The sequence below is a fragment of the Paenibacillus uliginis N3/975 genome, from assembly GCF_900177425.1.
In the GTDB taxonomy this organism is placed as follows: domain Bacteria; phylum Bacillota; class Bacilli; order Paenibacillales; family Paenibacillaceae; genus Paenibacillus_AQ; species Paenibacillus_AQ uliginis.
Map to the genome: position 1 here is coordinate 2,235,225 of NZ_LT840184.1, position 16,828 is coordinate 2,252,052.

Below are 16,828 nucleotides of genomic sequence, written 5' to 3' on the forward strand. Positions count from 1 at the left end.
ACTGCCCGCGCCTTGCTTAATCATATAGGAGGGCATGACATGATTGAATTCCTGAGTAAATTGGATGGTCCCATCGAATTAGGTCTGTTATACGCTCTTATGGCACTTGGCGTGTATATAACATTTAGAATTTTGGATTTCCCTGATTTGACCGTTGATGGCAGCTTTACGATGGGCGGCGCTATTGCTGCAATCCTGATCACAAACGGAGTTTCTCCTTGGCTCGCAACATTAGGCGCTTTCACCGGAGGGATGCTTGCAGGTGCTTGTACCGGCCTACTGCATACAAAAGGGAAAATCAATGGACTATTGTCCGGCATTATTATGATGATTGCTCTCTATTCTATTAACATGAGGATTTTGGACAAGCCCAATGTATCTCTAAGTGGAGAAAATACAATATTTTCGACACTTGACCCGATCTTACTTATGGCTGTTATTGTGATTGTTGGTAAACTGCTGCTGGATGCATTTTTCCGTACTGATCTCGGTTTATCCTTGCGGGCGACGGGTGACAACAAGCGGATGATCCGAAGCTTTGGGGTGAATACAGATACGACAACGATGTTGGGTTTAAGTCTTTCTAATGGGCTTGTTGCCTTGTCCGGTGCAGCGGTTGCGCAGCAGTCGAGCTTTGCAGATATCGGCGCAGGGATCGGAATGATTGTTATTGGTCTGGCTTCCGTCATTATCGGAGAAGCAATCTTGGGTACAGGTTCTGTATTCCGTACAACAGCAGCGGTTATTATGGGCTCCATTATTTATCGTATTGTGGTATCCGCCGCTTACGAAATTGAATGGCTGGAAGCTTCTGATCTCAAGTTAATCACTGCGGTCATTGTCATTATTGCTCTGGTCGTTCCGACAATCCGCAGATCCATGAAACAGCGGTCTCATGCACGCAAGCGCTCCGCACAGCTACTAGCTCAAGGCAAGACAAAGGGAGGTGCGCTCTGATGTTGCAATTGAATAATGTGTCCAAGCTGTTCAATCCGGGTACGGTGGATGAAAAAATTGCTCTCATGGGCATTCACCTTCATTTAAATCCCGGGGATTTCGTAACCGTCATTGGGAGTAATGGTGCAGGAAAATCTACATTGATGAATATTATTTCCGGAGTGATGAAGCCTGACGCAGGCGATGTGAGCATTGATGGGAATTCGATCGGTCACCTGCCGGAATTCCGGCGCAGCCGATGGATTGGTCGTGTATTCCAGGATCCAATGGCTGGTACAGCACCACATATGACTATTGAAGAGAATCTAGCAATGGCCTACCGCCGCGGACAATCTCGTGGATTAAGAATAGGAGTGACTATAGCCAAGCGAAAAATGTTCCGTGAGCAGCTGATGCGACTCGGCATCGGCTTGGAAAACCGTTTGAGAGCAAAGGTCGGCATGCTGTCCGGCGGTGAGCGTCAGGCATTAAGCCTGCTCATGGCGACTTTCACTGAGCCGCAAATTTTGCTGCTGGATGAGCATACCGCTGCGCTTGATCCTGCTCGCGCGGAGCTGATAACCCGGTTAACTGATGACATTGTTCGCGAACTCAAGCTGACAACGCTTATGGTAACGCACAATATGGAGCAGGCGATACGTCTTGGAAATCGTCTGATTATGATGGACAAGGGGCGGATAATCCTCGACGTGAACGAGGAGCGCAAACAGCACTTGACAGTAGAACAACTGTTAGGTGAGTTTGAGCAGATCAGCGGACATAAGTTGTCTGATGACCGTCTTATGCTTGGTTAACTCGGACCGTATTCTGAGTCTGCGATAAACCAAGCAATAACAGCATTAACGGAGAACCGCATCGAAAAGATGCGGTTTTTCCTCTTGGCAAGGTGTTTGCTGTAAAGCTTACAATTGTGATAAGTTTATTTCTACATATTTATTTAGAGTGAGGAGTTTGTATCATGGCATCAAGTTATACATCCATAGATCCTGACCAACAACAGGAGACCCGCAAGTGGCTTCTTTTTGTTGGAATTATTTTAGTTGCGGTTAATTTACGGGCAGGTATTACATCTGTAGGTCCGTTGATTGGAATTATTCGTGATGATACAGGTATATCCAATGCATTGGCAGGAATGCTTACGACACTTCCCCTGCTTGCATTTGCAATTCTGTCTCCGATTGCACCCGGATTAGCCAGAAGATTCGGGATTGAATCTGCACTTCTATTCAGTATGATGGTTTTGACCGTCGGCATCTGGGTACGCTCGATATCATCTCCATGGACTCTGATGCTGGGAACGGCACTCCTCGGCATGGCTATTGCGGTAGGCAATGTTCTACTTCCAAGTCTCATCAAGAGGGACTTCCCGCGCAGCATCGGTCTGATGACCGGAACCTATTCCATGTCGATGAACATGCTCGCAGCGATTGCCTCAGGAATAAGTATACCCCTGGCTTCACAGCCGAAACTGGGCTGGCAGGGATCGCTTGCGGTGTGGTCAGTATTGTCTGTGCTGGCAAGCGTCGTATGGATCATGCAACGCCGCGGACGAGCCTCCATAAGCAAAGTTAGTTCTGTATCCAAAGGCGGAAGTGTAATGAAGTCTAAGAAGGCTTGGCAGATCACATTATTTATGGGACTTCAATCTTTCACCTTCTATGTTAATATTTCCTGGCTGCCTGAAATACTGCACAGTCAGGGATTGGATTACACTGCTGCGGGATGGATGCTTTCTATTCTGCAATTCGTTAGCTTACCGTTTTCCTTTATTATCCCTGTGCTTGCAGGGCGCAGACCCAATCAGCGTCTTCTGGTGTTGGTCTCTGCAGCATGTATGTTTGCAGGTTATGTGGGCCTGTTATCGGGCATACAATCCATGAACTTGCTGTGGGTGATTCTGATCGGCATTTCCGGCGGTGCGAACTTTAGCTTGTCGCTCATGTTCTTCACGCTTCGAACCCGGACGGCTCATGAAGCAGCGGCCTTATCCGGTATGGCCCAGTCTTTAGGTTACCTGCTTGCAGCCGTAGGTCCAATGCTGATCGGCTACATGCATGATTTTACACACGGCTGGAGTGTTCCGTTGATGATCTTGACGGGAGTAGTCATAATTATGTTTATATTCGGTTTCGGTGCGGCAAAACCGGGATATATTTCTGCCACGACGGAGAAATCGGAATAAATAGCTTATAGAAGATCAAGTACAATTTACGGTTAGCAAAGAGGGCAGTCCACTATGAGGTGACTGCTCTCTTTTTTTACATATAGTTAACACAAACCTGTATCTTATGTTCAGTATTTATTATATTGTGGTTCAAGAAACGGTACAGGAGGGATGAAATGTTCTCAAATCAACCAGAAGAGCTAGAATCGAATTTCTCTAATCCGAGCCAGAGACGCGAATTATGGAGTGTCTGGTGGACCTCATTAAAGCTAGGGATGACCTCATTTGGGGGGCCTATTGCGCACTTGGGGTATTTTCACGAAGTCTATGTAACACGTAAAAAATGGATTGATGATAAATCGTTCGCCGATCTCGTCGCATTATGTCAGTTTCTTCCCGGTCCGGCCAGCAGTCAGGTTGGAATCGGCATTGGTGCCATACGGGCAGGCATTTGGGGTGCAATTATTGCTTGGGTTGGATTCACTTTACCATCAGTGCTGGTACTCATTGCCTTTGCCTATATGATACATACCCTGGATACCAGTGTGTTTGGCTGGCTTCATGGATTGAAGCTTGTCGCGGTTGCAGTTGTGGCTCATGCCGTTGCAGGTATGGGCAGCAAACTAGCTGCCGGTCAGCTCAAGGCAAGCATTGCATTTGGTGCGATGGCATCTGTACTGCTCTGGCAGACTCCTTGGATACAGGTCGCGGTCATTGGAGCCGCGGGGATAGTTGGACTAATTCTATTCAAGCAGGAGGAGCCGGTATCCGGTTTGCTCAAGTCTTTTCGAATTGGACACAAGACGGGTATTCTCTGCCTGGCTTTGTTTGTCATTTTGCTAGTAGCGCTTCCAATTGCACGTCTGATAAGCGGGAACGAGTGGATTGCCATCGTCGATAGTTTCTACCGTACCGGATCTCTTGTATTTGGCGGTGGACATGTCGTCCTACCACTATTGGAGACAGAGATGATGCTTAACGGTTGGATGAGTAAAGAGGATTTTATAGCGGGATATGGGGCAACCCAGGCTGTACCTGGCCCATTGTTTACGTTTGCTGCTTATTTGGGAGCCCTCATACACGGAATACCAGGTGCTGTTGTGGCTGTGCTGGCGGTTTTTCTTCCAGGATTCCTGTTGGTCATAGGAGCTATGCCTTTCTGGAATCGGTTTAGACGAAACGTTAGATTGCAAGGAGTTATGTTAGGAATGAATGCGGCAGTGGTAGGTATTTTATTCGCTGCGCTGTACGATCCTATTTGGAAATCATCGATTACCTCTCCATTCGAGTTTATCATTGCTGCAGGCTTATTCGTTATGTTGATGTTCTGGAAATCACCACCCTGGGTTGTCGTTGTTGTTGGAGCAGCGGTTGGACAATTGTTGCTGTAGGAAACTACCGCTAAATACGTCTGTCTTCTATGAGGTACGTCGATAGACGTTTTTATAAGGACATGAAATTATGGAAAGAATAGTCGGAGGGGTAAAGAATGATCTTGTTTTGAAAAACAGAATGATTTTCAAAAAGGAAGTGTTTTTGCATGAATGATTGTATTATTGTCGGCGGAGGGATCGCCGGTTTACAGGCTGCCATTCAATTAGGTCGCTATAGTGCCCACGATATTCTAGTGATAGACAACGGAAGTGGGCGGTCGACATTATGCCGGAATTATCACAATATATTGGGCTGGCCTGAAGGGATTTCGGGAAAAGAGCTTCGTTCTCTTGGGAGGCAGCAGGCTGAGTCTGTAGGAGTACAATTCGCAAATGACACGGTGAAGAAGGCAGAGGCGAAGAACAGCTCATTTTTGCTTACTGGCGAGAGCGGTAAAGAATACAACGCGAAGACGATCTTGCTTGCCACTGGACTGACAGATCGCTTTCCAAATATTCCGGGGCTTGTGCCAACGCTGGGCTGTACGGTATACGTATGTCCGGATTGCGACGGTTACGAGGTCCAAAATCGCAAAACTGTCGTACTGGGAGCAGGTAAGTCCGGTGCAGACATGGCTCTTCTTCTACGTGACAGAACCGATGATTTAACGTATATCAACCACGAAAAAACAGCTGTTGATGATGACCTAATTGGGCAGTTAAAGAATAAAGGAATTGCGTATGTGGAGAAGACAATCACGAAGGTGGAATGCCAAGGGGATGGAATGATCCAAGGCGTGAAGCTGGAAGATGGGACAGTGATTTCGGCAGAACGGGGGTTTATCTCTTTTGGCGGAAACAAGGTTCATTCCGAACTAGCAGCGCAGCTCGGAGCGGAGCTTGAGCATAACAAACATGTAAAGGCTGATCCAAGATCCAAGATGACCAACGTAACGAATGTATGGATCGCAGGCGATCTTGGTGTTCACGCTGAACAGACAACTGTAGCGATGGGTGATGGGGCGACTGCTGCGATATGGATTCACAAAGCGTTAAAGGAAATGGACGATGCCGCTAAGACTTAAAGTTTTTTAGATTCAAGATAGACAAATTGAAGCGTTTAAGTAATAATATGGACATATAAACCCACCAAGTTTCATCACCTTGCAGATGATACTTGGTGGGTTTTTAACGTTCTTACCACACGCATTCATTCAGAGGTTAAAACGACGTACATGACTGTCCAGAGAAGCCTTACGAAGGATCTCGGCCTGTTTAGGGCCAATGAGGTCAAAGTGAGGATAGGGCATGCGGTTATGAATATATATGGGATCGAGGTCATGTTCCATACACCATTGTCTCAGGCGGACTAGATCGGAGCATCCGACTTTGGTTACCGTCTTGTACTCTGGAAATCTGGAATCGTACCAATAGTGGGTCAGATATGCGATTTCGCCTCGACTCACCGCTGTCTTCCATTCTTTAAGTTCTTGCTTCGAGATGCCAAATGCCATGCTTGTTTCATCCCCGTTTCAGTATTCTTTCCTATTATATCAGCATATACATGGATACTGCACAAACATATTTCTAGATGAAAGCGGGGGCTCGAAATGATATTAGAAGCAGCCACATTGTATATCAAGCCAGGAGCTATAAACGATTTTGAGAGTGTATTTCGTTCCGCGTACGGTATTATTTCCAAAATGCAAGGTTACCTAGGCCATGAACTGTATAAATGCATTGAGAACAAAGATGAATATATATTGCTGATCCGTTGGAATGCAATTCATGATCGTTCGATCGGACTCCGCCATTCTCCTGAGTATAAGGAATGGAACGCACTGCTTCAACCATTCTACGATCCGCAACCTGAAGTGAAACATTATATAGATATTCCTGTAGAGGGAAGGGAATATGAGCGTGAGAAACGGATGAATAAGGATGAATAAGGATGATCTAGCCGATGAATTGACAGAATTATAATTCGAATAAAGATGGAGTGAGCGACTTTGAGCATTTCGCCAGAAATTTGCAGCATCCAAGGAATCAATTACAGAATGACCGTTAGCGGTCAGGGAGAAACCGTTGTATTTCTGCATGGAGGACACACGAACCTTGATGTTTGGGAAGAACAGATTTCGTTTTTTGCCCGGTATTTCAGAGTTATTGCTTTTGACCAGCGCGGCTATGGACATACAGATATTCCTTCGGAACCTTTTTCTTATGAAGATGATTTAAGGCATATTTTGGACGAGTATATGATTGAGAGAGCGATTCTAATTGGCGCTTCCTTTGGCGGCAGTGTAGCGATTGATTTTGCTCTCACGTATCCTGACAGAGTCAAAGCGCTAGTGCTCGCTGGGCCAGCTGTAAATGGTAACAAGCTACCTCTGAGAATGCGGCTCGAAAGTATTAAGAGTTACGTTGCGGTTAAAAGCAAAGGTATACATACGGCTGCGGATCAATTTGAGCGAAACCGGTACTGGAAGTATTTTATTCCGAAGCAAGCTGACAGAAGAAAAATATTTATGGATATTTTTCGGGCAAACGAAGCTTTCTATACATGGGACTTGAAGTTGAACAGGAGTTTATCCCCTCCGGCAGCAGCCCGGTTATCAGAAATCCGTATGCCCACGCTTATTATCGAGCCCGGTGACGACCTGAAATTTAATATAAAGACTTGCCAAATGCTCCAGAAAGGTATTTCGCAATCAGAATTGGTCCGTCTTCACCATTGTGGTCATCTTCCAAATTTGGAACGGCCTGATGAATTTAATGAAGCCGTGTATGCCTGGCTTCTGAAGCTATGACTCAAAGCTCCGGTTCCATGATGGAATTGGAGTTTTTTAATAATTTCATATCAACTAGTGATATCGGATAAACAGGTTTTTTAATCAAGATGCCGAATTTTATACTTATAGAGCAGATCTACATAAGGAGTGGTTCCTATCTCAGATTATAATGCAGTTCGCGAGTTGGCCGGACAGGTCCGGACAAGCATCGGTAAAGTTATTGTAGGTAAAGAGGATTTGATAGATAAATTGTTTATAGCTTTAGTAACTTCAGGTCATGTCCTACTGGAGGATGTACCAGGTACGGGCAAGACATTGCTAGCTAAATCACTGGCGAAATCGGTCGCTTGCACGTTTAAAAGAGTTCAGTTTACACCCGACCTGCTGCCGTCCGATCTAAGCGGCATTTATTATTTTAACCAGAAGAGTTCCGAGTTTGAATTCCGCCCTGGTCCACTGTTTACTCACATTTTGCTTGCTGATGAAATTAATCGGGCAACACCGCGTACCCAGTCCAGTCTGCTTGAGTGTATGGAGGAACGTCAAATTAGTATCGATGGTGTCACCCACATGCTGGAGAATCCTTTTCTTGTCATTGCTACCCAAAATCCGCTGGAACAACAAGGCACTTTCCCGCTTCCAGAGGCCCAGTTGGACCGTTTCCTGTTTAAGCTCAGTATGGGGTATCCGAGCTCGGAAGAGAGTGTGCATATATTAAAGCGCTTTAAAGAGGCACAGCCGCTTGAACTGCTTACAGCTGCAGCTTCTATCCACGAACTGTTACATGCGAGAGAGACTGCTGCCAAAGTATTTATTAGCGATGATGTGCTGAAATATATCGTGGACCTGGCCGAGCGGACTCGTAAGGATGAATCTGTGGCTTCCGGAGTCAGTCCGAGGGGCTGTCAGGCTCTGCTTAAGGCGGCTCAGGTACAGGCTATTTTGCAGGGACGGGATTTCGTCACACCAGATGACGTTAAGCAGTTGGCACCTGCGGCCTGGGCACATCGTATGCTCCTCCGAGGAACTGCCCGTACGCGCGGCAGAGTGGGAGCTGCAGAAGAGGTGATCCTACGTATTCTGCAGGAGATACCGGTTCCGTCAGAAGAAAGCATCTTACCATAGGAGGAAAACTTATGGGAGCATACTGGATACTTCTTGTCGCAGCCGTTGTCATTGCAATGCAGGCAGGCCTGTTTCGACGTCTTGCTCTGAGTAAGATTACATATAACCGATCATTTAAGGTTTCATCATGTTTTGAAGGTGAGGCGCTGGAATTGATTGAAACAATCGAGAACCGCAAGGTTCTTCCTGTGCCCTGGCTTCGGGTGGAATCTCAATTCCGGATGGGACTTGTCTTTCGGGGGCAACAAAATCTGGATATAAGTGAAGGGCAGTATAACCAGAACCACAAAAGCTTTTTCAGTCTGATGCCATGGACAAAGATCGTTAGAAGACATTACGTAACAGCAGCTCATCGAGGGGTTTACCGTTTGGGTACCGTGTCGATGACTTCCGGTGATCTTCTGGGAAGTAACTTCGTTGTACGGAGCGTTCCTCTTCAAGGTAAGGTGGTAGTTTATCCTGAGCCGTTAGATGTCTCTAAAATGAGTTTGCCGGTCCAGACCTGGATGGGAGATTTGGTTGTCCGAAGATGGATTGTGGAGGATCCGTTCCTTATTTCAGGAATCAGGGAATACCGGGATGGTGATCCTTTAAAAAATATTCATTGGAAGGCCAGTGCCCGGAGCGGATCTCTGCAGGTTCACAGGCGAGATGCAACGGCAGACTACCGGATAAAACTTTATTTGAACATTGAAGATCATGAACTCATGTGGAGTAAGGCAACCCGGCCAGAACCTGTTGAACACGGGATTCGTTTAGCAGCAGGTGTTGCCTCTCATCTTCTGTCTCAAGGCATGGAGCTAGGCTTAGGCTCTAACGGAAGTCTTGAAGAAGAGCCCAATGAACTCATTGACATACCCATTTCCGGCGGGAGAGAACAGCTGATCCTTATTTATGAATCACTCGCAAGGTTGGAGTTAAATCGCGCGATCTCTTTTCATGATTATATGGAACAAGAGCTTTATCATTTGGAGGGATCACATGATATCTTGGTGCTAAGCACATATGTGAATGATCGTTTGCAGTCCATGTTGAACCGGTTCAAAGAGGAAGGACACCGTGTTCAGGTAACCATTCTTGAAGATCCAGGTTTATCGAGGAAGGAGGTGTTATCATGAAATCCATGCTGAAGGATTTGCCTCGAGCTATTGGACAGGGAATGGTTGAATGTTTACTGTTCTTTCCGGTATTATACATACCGATGGTGTATCTTCTTCCGAAATCATTTATGATCATATGGTCGGTGGTGCTCATTCTTGGATATGCTGCAGGTTTTGCAGGCAGTCGACTGTTCAAGTTAAACACATTTGTAAAAACAGGATTATGGGCTTGCGTTCTAGCCATTGTGGTATCCATTTCATTGCTCGGTACTTCACTCGCTCTTCTCGTAACCGTTCCCAGTTTAATTGTTGCGTGCTATCGAGGAGCTCGAATGGAACAGATCAGCTGGTCCATCATGTTTCCGGGACAATACTTCTTGATTGGCTTGATCGTATATGGCGTAAGCAGCTTCGTCTTGAGCTTTATTGTTTTATTAAAGCCTTTTTTATCTGTCTTAACACTGGCTGGAGCTTTGGCACTAATCGTTACCTTATTCATTGTGAATCGCAAATCTGTTGAAGAACAGACCCTTCCCGGATCAGAGGTGCCAGTTATTGAGCAGCGTGTGCTCAGGTATAACAGAGGGATGATAATTATTTTGTTGCTGATCATTGGTGTGATCGTTCTTTTCTCACAACTGCAGCAATGGCTGGCTGGATTAGGAAGAAGCATCGCGTCCTGGATCTCGGGCCTTCTGAGTACATCTCCAGAAGAAAGTGAACCTCTTCAGCAGAATCTTCCGGGAGAGAACAACATGCCTTTCCCCGAAGAAATATCGTCACCGCCTGCATGGATTAAATTCATAGAGCAGCTCGCATTTTACGCTTTTTACATTTTGGCTGCAGCTTTGATTGTATTCCTGCTGTACCGCTTCGCCAAATCTCTTCCAGGCTTGCTCAGAAAAATGTCTGCCTGGCTGAACCGCTTGATGTCTCGCTCGCCGCAGAACGTAGCAGTATTGGGCTACGAGGACGAGGAAATAGAAATCGAGCATGAGAAGGCTAGCAAGCTGTTCAAACGTTTGCTCAAAGGGCTGGGTGTAAACAGACCCTTTCATAAAAATGATGAGTCAGGTGATAATGCGGCAAGAATAAGACAGATATACAGAAGGATACTGACCCGTAAAATACGGGAAGGATACAAATGGCAGCCGTCCCACACACCAAGAGAAACCGAACAGGATCTGAAAGCATGGAAAGAAGCGGAGGAGTCCATGTCAGAAGGTTTTATCAGTCTGTATGAACAAGCCAGATACGGCGATCGCTCGATTCGTGATGATGAGCTACACAACAAACTTAAGAAATTTAATCGTAAATAAGGAGTGGACAGCATGTCAGTACAGAAAGAAAGCAATGTTAATATTGATTATGGAGATCTCTCCGTAACCGGAGGAATTTCGGTATTCTCCAAGGAGTTTGATAAAGCCTTTTATTATGATGGTGAAGATCTTGGACTTACTTATTCACTTGTTAGCTCAAAGTTCCGTTTATGGGCTCCTACATCCAGTGAAGTCTTTCTCATGCTCTACGAAGACTGGAACAGTACTTCCGGCAAGAAAATCCCTATGAATCGCGATGTGAAAGGCACATGGACCGTTCAGATTGATGGTGATTTGGCAGGACAGTATTATACATACCTTGTTCGGATCGGAAACCAGTGGAATGAGGCCGTTGACCCTTATGCTAAAGCTGTTGGCGTAAATGGAGACCGAGGTGCAATTATGGACCTTACAGAAACGCATCCTGATCGATGGACCTCAGATAAACCAAGTTTTGTGAATGCGGTGGACGCTATTATTTATGAGCTGCATATTCGGGATTATACGATTCATGCTGGCAGTGGTGTGCGGAATAAGGGGAAATATCTCGGTCTGACTGAGAAAGGAACCCGCGGAACGGACCAAATTGTTACAGGGCTGGACCATATCAAGGATCTTGGCGTGACACATGTTCAACTGCTGCCTATCTATGATTACGCTACGGAAAGTGTAGACGAGACTCGCTTGGATGAGCCGCAATATAACTGGGGATATGATCCCAAGAACTATAATGTGCCAGAAGGATCTTATGCGAGCGATCCGTACCGGCCGGATACCCGTATCCGAGAGTTGAAACAGATGATCCAGACGTTCCATGACGAAGGGATCCGGGTCATTATGGATGTCGTGTACAACCATGTGTATGACGGGTATCTTATAAACTTTACGAAGCTGGTTCCCGGCTATTATCTTCGCTATACAGCGGACGGCAAGTTCTCTAACGGCTCCGGATGCGGAAATGATAATGCAACCGAAAGACCGATGATGCGCAAATTTATCGTTGATTCAATACTGCATTGGGTTCAGGAATATCATATTGATGGTTTCCGCTTTGATCTCATGGGGCTTATGGATACAGATACCATGAACGAAATCCGCAGACAGCTGGATAAGATCGATCCATCGATCATTATGATCGGTGAAGGCTGGAACATGGAAACCGAGCTGGCACAGGAGAAACGGGCGAATCAGCTTCAAGCTGCGGTAATGCCAAGAATCGCACATTTTAATGATGGATTCAGGGATGCTGTAAAAGGAGATATTTTTGTTTTTGATAAGAAAGGATTTATCAGCACCGGAAAGTCCTTCGAATCCCATGTGAAGAAAGGAATTGTTGCAGGTATTTCCTACAGTGATGAATTTGCTTCATTCGCGGTTGAGCCCAATCAGACGGTGAACTTTGTGGAATGTCATGACAATCATACCCTGTGGGATAAAATTGTACTGTCCACCGAGGGAGAAAACGATGATCTTCGGCGCGCTATGCACCGATTGGCTTCTTCTATGGTTCTGACCAGCCAAGGGATCTCATTCATTCATGCGGGGCAGGAATATTACCGTACCAAAGGCGGCGAAGAGAACAGTTACAAATCTGGGGATGAAGTGAACCAGCTGAACTGGGATCAGGCAGCCGAGCACAAGGACGGCACGCTGTTTATCCGTCAGCTCATCAAGCTTCGCAAGGAACATCCAGCTTTCCGGATGAAAGATGCTGGTGCGATACGAAATCATCTCTTCTTCGAAGAAGCACCAGAGCATGCGGTGGCTTACAGTATTCGTGATCATGCGAACGGAGATCCTGAGAAGCATTTGTATGTGCTTCACTATGCTGGCAGAACAGCGGCTGAAATTAAGCTTCCGGATCTTGGCTCCTGGCATCTGTTGTTTGGAGAGGAATGTGTTGAAAATCTATGTGATAATATGTTAAAAGTCAACGGGATTGGCACGGTCGTTCTCGCCTGCAAGCCGTAGATCGTCGTTATGAAAGCTGGAAATTACCAAGAAATGATTAATGCCTGAAATATCTTTCGTCTGATATGCTGGTGAATGAATCTGACGAAAGAATTGAGGCGTACTTGTGAAAAAATATATATTGTCTCTGATGGTGTGTTTGATGTTAATCCCAAGCGGATTCACCCCTGTGGAGGCCAAGCAAGCCCCGAGTCAACCCGTATTTAATGATATCTCAGGAAGTTATGCGAAAGAAGCTATTCTTCGCTTGGCCAAGAGAGGGATCGTAAACGGAAATGGCGCCGGGGCTTTTCTGCCGCGGGGTAAAGTTACACGCGCAGAGTTTACGGCGATGCTTGGCAGGCTCTTGGGGATGAATCCGGTAATGAATGATCTGCCTGCATTTCGGGACGTTCCGAACCAGGCTTGGTATTACGGATGGGTTCACAGTGGAACGAATCTCGGGATTGTTAATGGTAAAGGAGAGCGGCTATTTAATCCCATGGATCCCGTGTCTAGGCAGGAAGCGGCGGTAATGATGGTCCGTGCCATGAAGCTGGACAGCAGCCGTGGTGATATGGATGTAGCAGACCGTTACAAAGATTCAGAGGATCTGGCGTCCTGGGCACGGTCGGAAGTGGGAACTGCTACAACAAAAGGTTGGATGCAGGGAAGTGATGGATTCTTTCGTCCATATGATGCTATTACCAGAGAAGAAACGGCCATGCTGTTGGACCGTGTTCTGCGTTCCGGTAATGTATCGGATGTTCTGGACTCAGGATATAACTCATTAGCGTCCGGTATCCAAATGGGATGGATGTACAACGGATCTGCGGAGCAGTATATCTCCTATGCCAAAACAGCCGGCCTGAATACACTCGTGCCTCGGTGGTATTATATCGAGAGCACTGGGGCGGTCTCTGACAAGACAGACCAGAAGCTGCTTAATTGGGCTCAGCTTAACGGCCGAAAGGTGTGGGGGATGCTCGGAAATCGTTCTAATGCAGAAGCAACCCATCAAATGCTGAGTGATGCCAATTCAAGGCGTTCCGTGGTGAACACACTGGCTGGATATGTGGTGAAGTATAAGCTCAACGGTATTAATGTGGATTTTGAAAATGTTTTGCCTGAGGACCGCTATAATTTGACAGCCTTTATTCGTGAGTTATCGGCTGAACTGCGGCGTTGGGGTGCTGTGACCTCGATCGACGTTTCTCCGGACTTAGGAACAGATTGGACAGCCGCTTTTGATTATGCTGCCCTGGGTAAATCCGCCGATTATTTGGTGCTTATGGGGTATGACGAACATTGGGGAGGAGCGCCGAAAGCCGGATCGGTTTCTTCATTGCCTTGGTTATCATCCGCAGTGGATAAATTTTTGACTCAAGTTCCAGCTTCGAAGGCGGTGATCGCTCTTCCGCTGTATACCCGGGAGTGGAGATTTTATCCAACAGTTGGCTCAGAGGATATCAGTTTAATCGAGCAGGGAAGACGAATACGACAGCAATCAGCTTCAATGGTATGGAATGATGTTGTTGGACAATATGAAGCGGGGTATATACGTAGCGGATTGCAGCGCAAAATCTGGACGGAGGACGCCCGATCCTTATCAGTGAAGCACAGCATGGTAGAGGATCGGCATACTGCCGGATTCGCTTATTGGTTTCCGGGATCAGAGACCCCGGATGTATGGCAGGCCATCATGAATATGAAACGATATAAGAGCTATTCATTTGATATTTAATACTTTATAAAGCAGAAGTAAAACGTGCCAGCCAAGGGTTTACCTTTGGTCGGCACGTTTTTTTAGTAATACATTGTGTCGTATTGAGCCTACAGGCTTTCTACCTCCGTTATTTACAGGATCGAAGGCTTCTTTCATCGCGTGTTCATTGATTCACGTATCCCGGAGAAGCGAGAGCGGTCGGCTAAAAGTTTTCCAAAGGAAAACTACTTCGGAAGCAAACGCTTTGTCTCCTAGAGACAACAGCGATTGGAGGGACGGTTCGTACACGCAACGTCTCACAACGAAAAAGTTTCTTTATACGGAAGTGTTTGTTACAGAAGCGCTTTTTCATGATACAATGGACCGCAAATGACAGCTTGGTATCACTAACGATTTCAGATAACAAGGAATTAGGAGGGGTTTAGCATGGTTGATTCCATCGATGAACGATTGACGGTACTCGGTATAACACTTCCTGAAGCTAGTGGGCCTGCTGCGAAGTACGCAAACGCTGTAACGGTAAACGGCCTTATGTTTGTGTCAGGCAAAGGTCCTGCGGGACAGCCGCGTGGGAAGCTTGGAGAAGCTTTTACGACTGAACAGGGATACGAATTTGCACGTCAAGCTGGGATCGAAGTGCTAGCTGTACTTAAGGAAACTCTTGGTTCGCTGGAAAAGGTAAAGAGGGTAGTGAAAATCCAAGGATTCGTGAATGCAGTATCCAGCTTCGAAGAACACCACAAGGTGTTAAACGGGTACTCAGACCTTCTGATGGATGTATTCGGTGAAGCCGGCGTTCATGCCCGTTCCGTATTGGGTGCTGTCTCGGTCCGGGATGATCTGCCCATTATCGTAGATTCTATTTTTCAGGTGGAGGAATGATACATGGTGGTCATATCGGTTTTGTTATCCGTCCGTCGGAGAGAAGCAAAGGTTATGGCAAGCTTCTGTTGAAAGAGCTGCTGGATAAGGCCAAGGAGAAACAAATCTCTGAGGTACTATTGACATGTGATGAGGATAACGCTGCATCCCGCCGCATTATTGAGAGCAACGGGGGCAGGCTAAAAGACATACATGACGGAAGCTGTAAATACTGGATTATGACCTAACTTAAGAGGTAACGGGCTTGTCTAGCCAATCAAATATTCGGTTTACTGCAGTCTCATGCCAGTCAGCAGGAAAGTGGTGTCCAAGGTCTTTATACAGATGCAAGCTGACATCCTTTCCTAATTCAAGCAGCCGTTCGTTCATTTGAAGTCCATGACCGACAGATACTTGCTCATCTAGAGTACCGTGTACGATAAGTACAGGACATTGAATTTTATCTGCAAAATGAAGAGGGGATCGTTCAAGGTAACGCTCGGGGTATTTTGTCGGTGTGCCCCCGATCACTCTCTTCAGCATTCTGCGGAGATCGACACGTTCCTCATACGCCTGATTCATGTCCGATATACCGCTCCAAAGGATCAATTTGGATATCGCAGAAGTTGCTGCAGCCGCTTTAGCTGCATTGATTGATCCCCGAGAGAAACCGAGCATATAGATGGACTCCGTATCTACAAATGACAGCTTGGAAAGCCAAGTCATTGCGGACAGAACATCCATGACATCCCGACCGCCGAACTCGTCCCGGCCTTGGCTTCCTTCATTTCCTCGATAGGCAGGAGCGAATACAGCATAGCCTCTAGCTGCGAATTGGCGAAGCCAATCCAGTTTGACGGCACCATATTTACCGATACCCCCACGGCAATAGATAAGGAGAGGGAGCTTGTCTTTTTGAAGAGTGGACGTACCCTCTCCGTCTATATCCAGTGGTGACTCTATTATCTCGACCCCTGATATATCGGAAACGGACTGGTTTATGTATTGTTTCAGAGGGGTACCTTTGTAATGCGTAAAGTTTGTCGGCATGCATAAATAGCCTTTAACTTGGAGATCATCTGATAAGTATGTTAATCGATAGATCATGCTTAAACCGCCTTTGTGCTTTGTTGAAATGGATGTGTTGGCTTAATGTGACTATACCTTTAATGACGATAGCCAGCAACAATTTGAAGCTGTTGTTATGGGTACAAGTAAACAAAAAAGGGATTGGAAAAAGTTACAACTTGCAAAGATTCCTACTCATATGTTAAATTATAAATCACTGATTGATATGGCGGTCGTGGCGAAGGGGTTAACGCACCGGTCTGTGGCTCCGGCATTCGTGGGTTCAAGTCCCATCGATCGCCCTTATAAAGCAAACTTAATAGTCAACATAAAAGGAGAGCCCTCGGGCTCTCCTTTTATGTTTGTTATGTATTTTTGGATAGCAACGAAAAT

The 16,828-nt window shown here is 46.2% G+C and carries 16 protein-coding genes and 1 tRNA gene; 15 read left to right on the forward strand and 2 right to left on the reverse strand.

Annotation, left to right across the window (positions count from 1 at the left end):
* Positions 1-39: 39 nt before the first annotated feature.
* The 5 genes from B9N86_RS10565 to B9N86_RS10585 all read left to right on the forward strand — a co-directional run bounded on the left by B9N86_RS10565 (position 40) and on the right by B9N86_RS10585 (position 5,579).
* Positions 40-957, forward strand: a complete 918-nt coding sequence (locus tag B9N86_RS10565; protein WP_208919103.1) for an ABC transporter permease — start codon at positions 40-42, stop codon at positions 955-957.
* The gene (locus tag B9N86_RS10570) at positions 957-1,751 is read left to right on the forward strand and encodes an ABC transporter ATP-binding protein (RefSeq protein ID WP_208919105.1); all 795 of its coding nucleotides are present in this window, start codon (positions 957-959) and stop codon (positions 1,749-1,751) included. Before B9N86_RS10565 ends, B9N86_RS10570 begins: the two co-directional genes overlap by 1 nt.
* Positions 1,752-1,915: 164 nt before the next feature.
* Entirely contained in the window at positions 1,916-3,139 is a 1,224-nt protein-coding gene (locus B9N86_RS10575; RefSeq protein ID WP_208919125.1) for a CynX/NimT family MFS transporter, read from the forward strand.
* Positions 3,140-3,297: 158 nt separating this feature from the next.
* Positions 3,298-4,512 carry a chromate efflux transporter gene (gene chrA / locus B9N86_RS10580; protein ID WP_208919127.1) on the forward strand — a complete coding sequence of 405 codons (1,215 nt, stop codon included), beginning with the start codon at positions 3,298-3,300 and terminating at the stop codon, positions 4,510-4,512.
* 149 nt (positions 4,513-4,661) lie between these two features.
* Positions 4,662-5,579 carry an NAD(P)/FAD-dependent oxidoreductase gene (locus B9N86_RS10585; protein WP_208919129.1) on the forward strand — a complete coding sequence of 306 codons (918 nt, stop codon included), beginning with the start codon at positions 4,662-4,664 and terminating at the stop codon, positions 5,577-5,579.
* 129 nt (positions 5,580-5,708) lie between these two features.
* Here the strand turns inward: B9N86_RS10585 and B9N86_RS10590 are convergent, their stop codons facing one another.
* The gene (locus B9N86_RS10590; protein ID WP_208919131.1) at positions 5,709-6,008 is read right to left on the reverse strand and encodes a hypothetical protein; all 300 of its coding nucleotides are present in this window, start codon (positions 6,006-6,008) and stop codon (positions 5,709-5,711) included.
* 96 nt (positions 6,009-6,104) lie between these two features.
* On the opposite strand from B9N86_RS10590, the gene B9N86_RS10595 reads away from it, so the two are divergent.
* The 9 genes from B9N86_RS10595 to B9N86_RS10635 all read left to right on the forward strand — a co-directional run bounded on the left by B9N86_RS10595 (position 6,105) and on the right by B9N86_RS10635 (position 15,615).
* Positions 6,105-6,443: an antibiotic biosynthesis monooxygenase family protein gene (locus tag B9N86_RS10595; protein ID WP_208919133.1), complete on the forward strand. Its 339-nt coding sequence runs from the start codon at positions 6,105-6,107 to the stop codon at positions 6,441-6,443.
* Positions 6,444-6,503: 60 nt separating this feature from the next.
* The gene (locus B9N86_RS10600) at positions 6,504-7,304 is read left to right on the forward strand and encodes an alpha/beta fold hydrolase (RefSeq protein ID WP_208919135.1); all 801 of its coding nucleotides are present in this window, start codon (positions 6,504-6,506) and stop codon (positions 7,302-7,304) included.
* 129 nt (positions 7,305-7,433) lie between these two features.
* Positions 7,434-8,411 carry an AAA family ATPase gene (locus B9N86_RS10605; protein ID WP_208919137.1) on the forward strand — a complete coding sequence of 326 codons (978 nt, stop codon included), beginning with the start codon at positions 7,434-7,436 and terminating at the stop codon, positions 8,409-8,411.
* A gap of 11 nt (positions 8,412-8,422) precedes the next feature.
* Positions 8,423-9,529 carry a DUF58 domain-containing protein gene (locus B9N86_RS10610; protein WP_208919140.1) on the forward strand — a complete coding sequence of 369 codons (1,107 nt, stop codon included), beginning with the start codon at positions 8,423-8,425 and terminating at the stop codon, positions 9,527-9,529.
* Positions 9,526-10,830, forward strand: coding sequence for a DUF4129 domain-containing protein (locus tag B9N86_RS10615; RefSeq protein WP_208919142.1), 1,305 nt, complete (start codon positions 9,526-9,528; stop codon positions 10,828-10,830). Before B9N86_RS10610 ends, B9N86_RS10615 begins: the two co-directional genes overlap by 4 nt.
* A 12-nt stretch (positions 10,831-10,842) precedes the next feature.
* Positions 10,843-12,801, forward strand: coding sequence for a type I pullulanase (gene pulA / locus B9N86_RS10620; protein ID WP_208919144.1), 1,959 nt, complete (start codon positions 10,843-10,845; stop codon positions 12,799-12,801).
* 106 nt (positions 12,802-12,907) lie between these two features.
* The gene (locus B9N86_RS10625) at positions 12,908-14,524 is read left to right on the forward strand and encodes an S-layer homology domain-containing protein (RefSeq protein WP_208919146.1); all 1,617 of its coding nucleotides are present in this window, start codon (positions 12,908-12,910) and stop codon (positions 14,522-14,524) included.
* A gap of 408 nt (positions 14,525-14,932) precedes the next feature.
* On the forward strand, positions 14,933-15,388 hold the full coding sequence (locus B9N86_RS10630) for a RidA family protein (RefSeq protein WP_208919148.1): 456 nt from the start codon (positions 14,933-14,935) through the stop codon (positions 15,386-15,388).
* Entirely contained in the window at positions 15,385-15,615 is a 231-nt protein-coding gene (locus B9N86_RS10635) for a GNAT family N-acetyltransferase (protein ID WP_208919150.1), read from the forward strand. The genes B9N86_RS10630 and B9N86_RS10635 overlap by 4 nt, the downstream gene beginning before the upstream one ends.
* A gap of 1 nt (position 15,616) precedes the next feature.
* Here the strand turns inward: B9N86_RS10635 and B9N86_RS10640 are convergent, their stop codons facing one another.
* Entirely contained in the window at positions 15,617-16,474 is an 858-nt protein-coding gene (locus tag B9N86_RS10640) for an alpha/beta hydrolase family protein (protein ID WP_208919152.1), read from the reverse strand.
* Between the two features lie 190 nt (positions 16,475-16,664).
* Here B9N86_RS10640 and B9N86_RS10645 point away from each other — a divergent pair.
* Positions 16,665-16,737: transfer RNA gene (locus tag B9N86_RS10645), tRNA-His, on the forward strand.
* Positions 16,738-16,828: the final 91 nt, after the last annotated feature.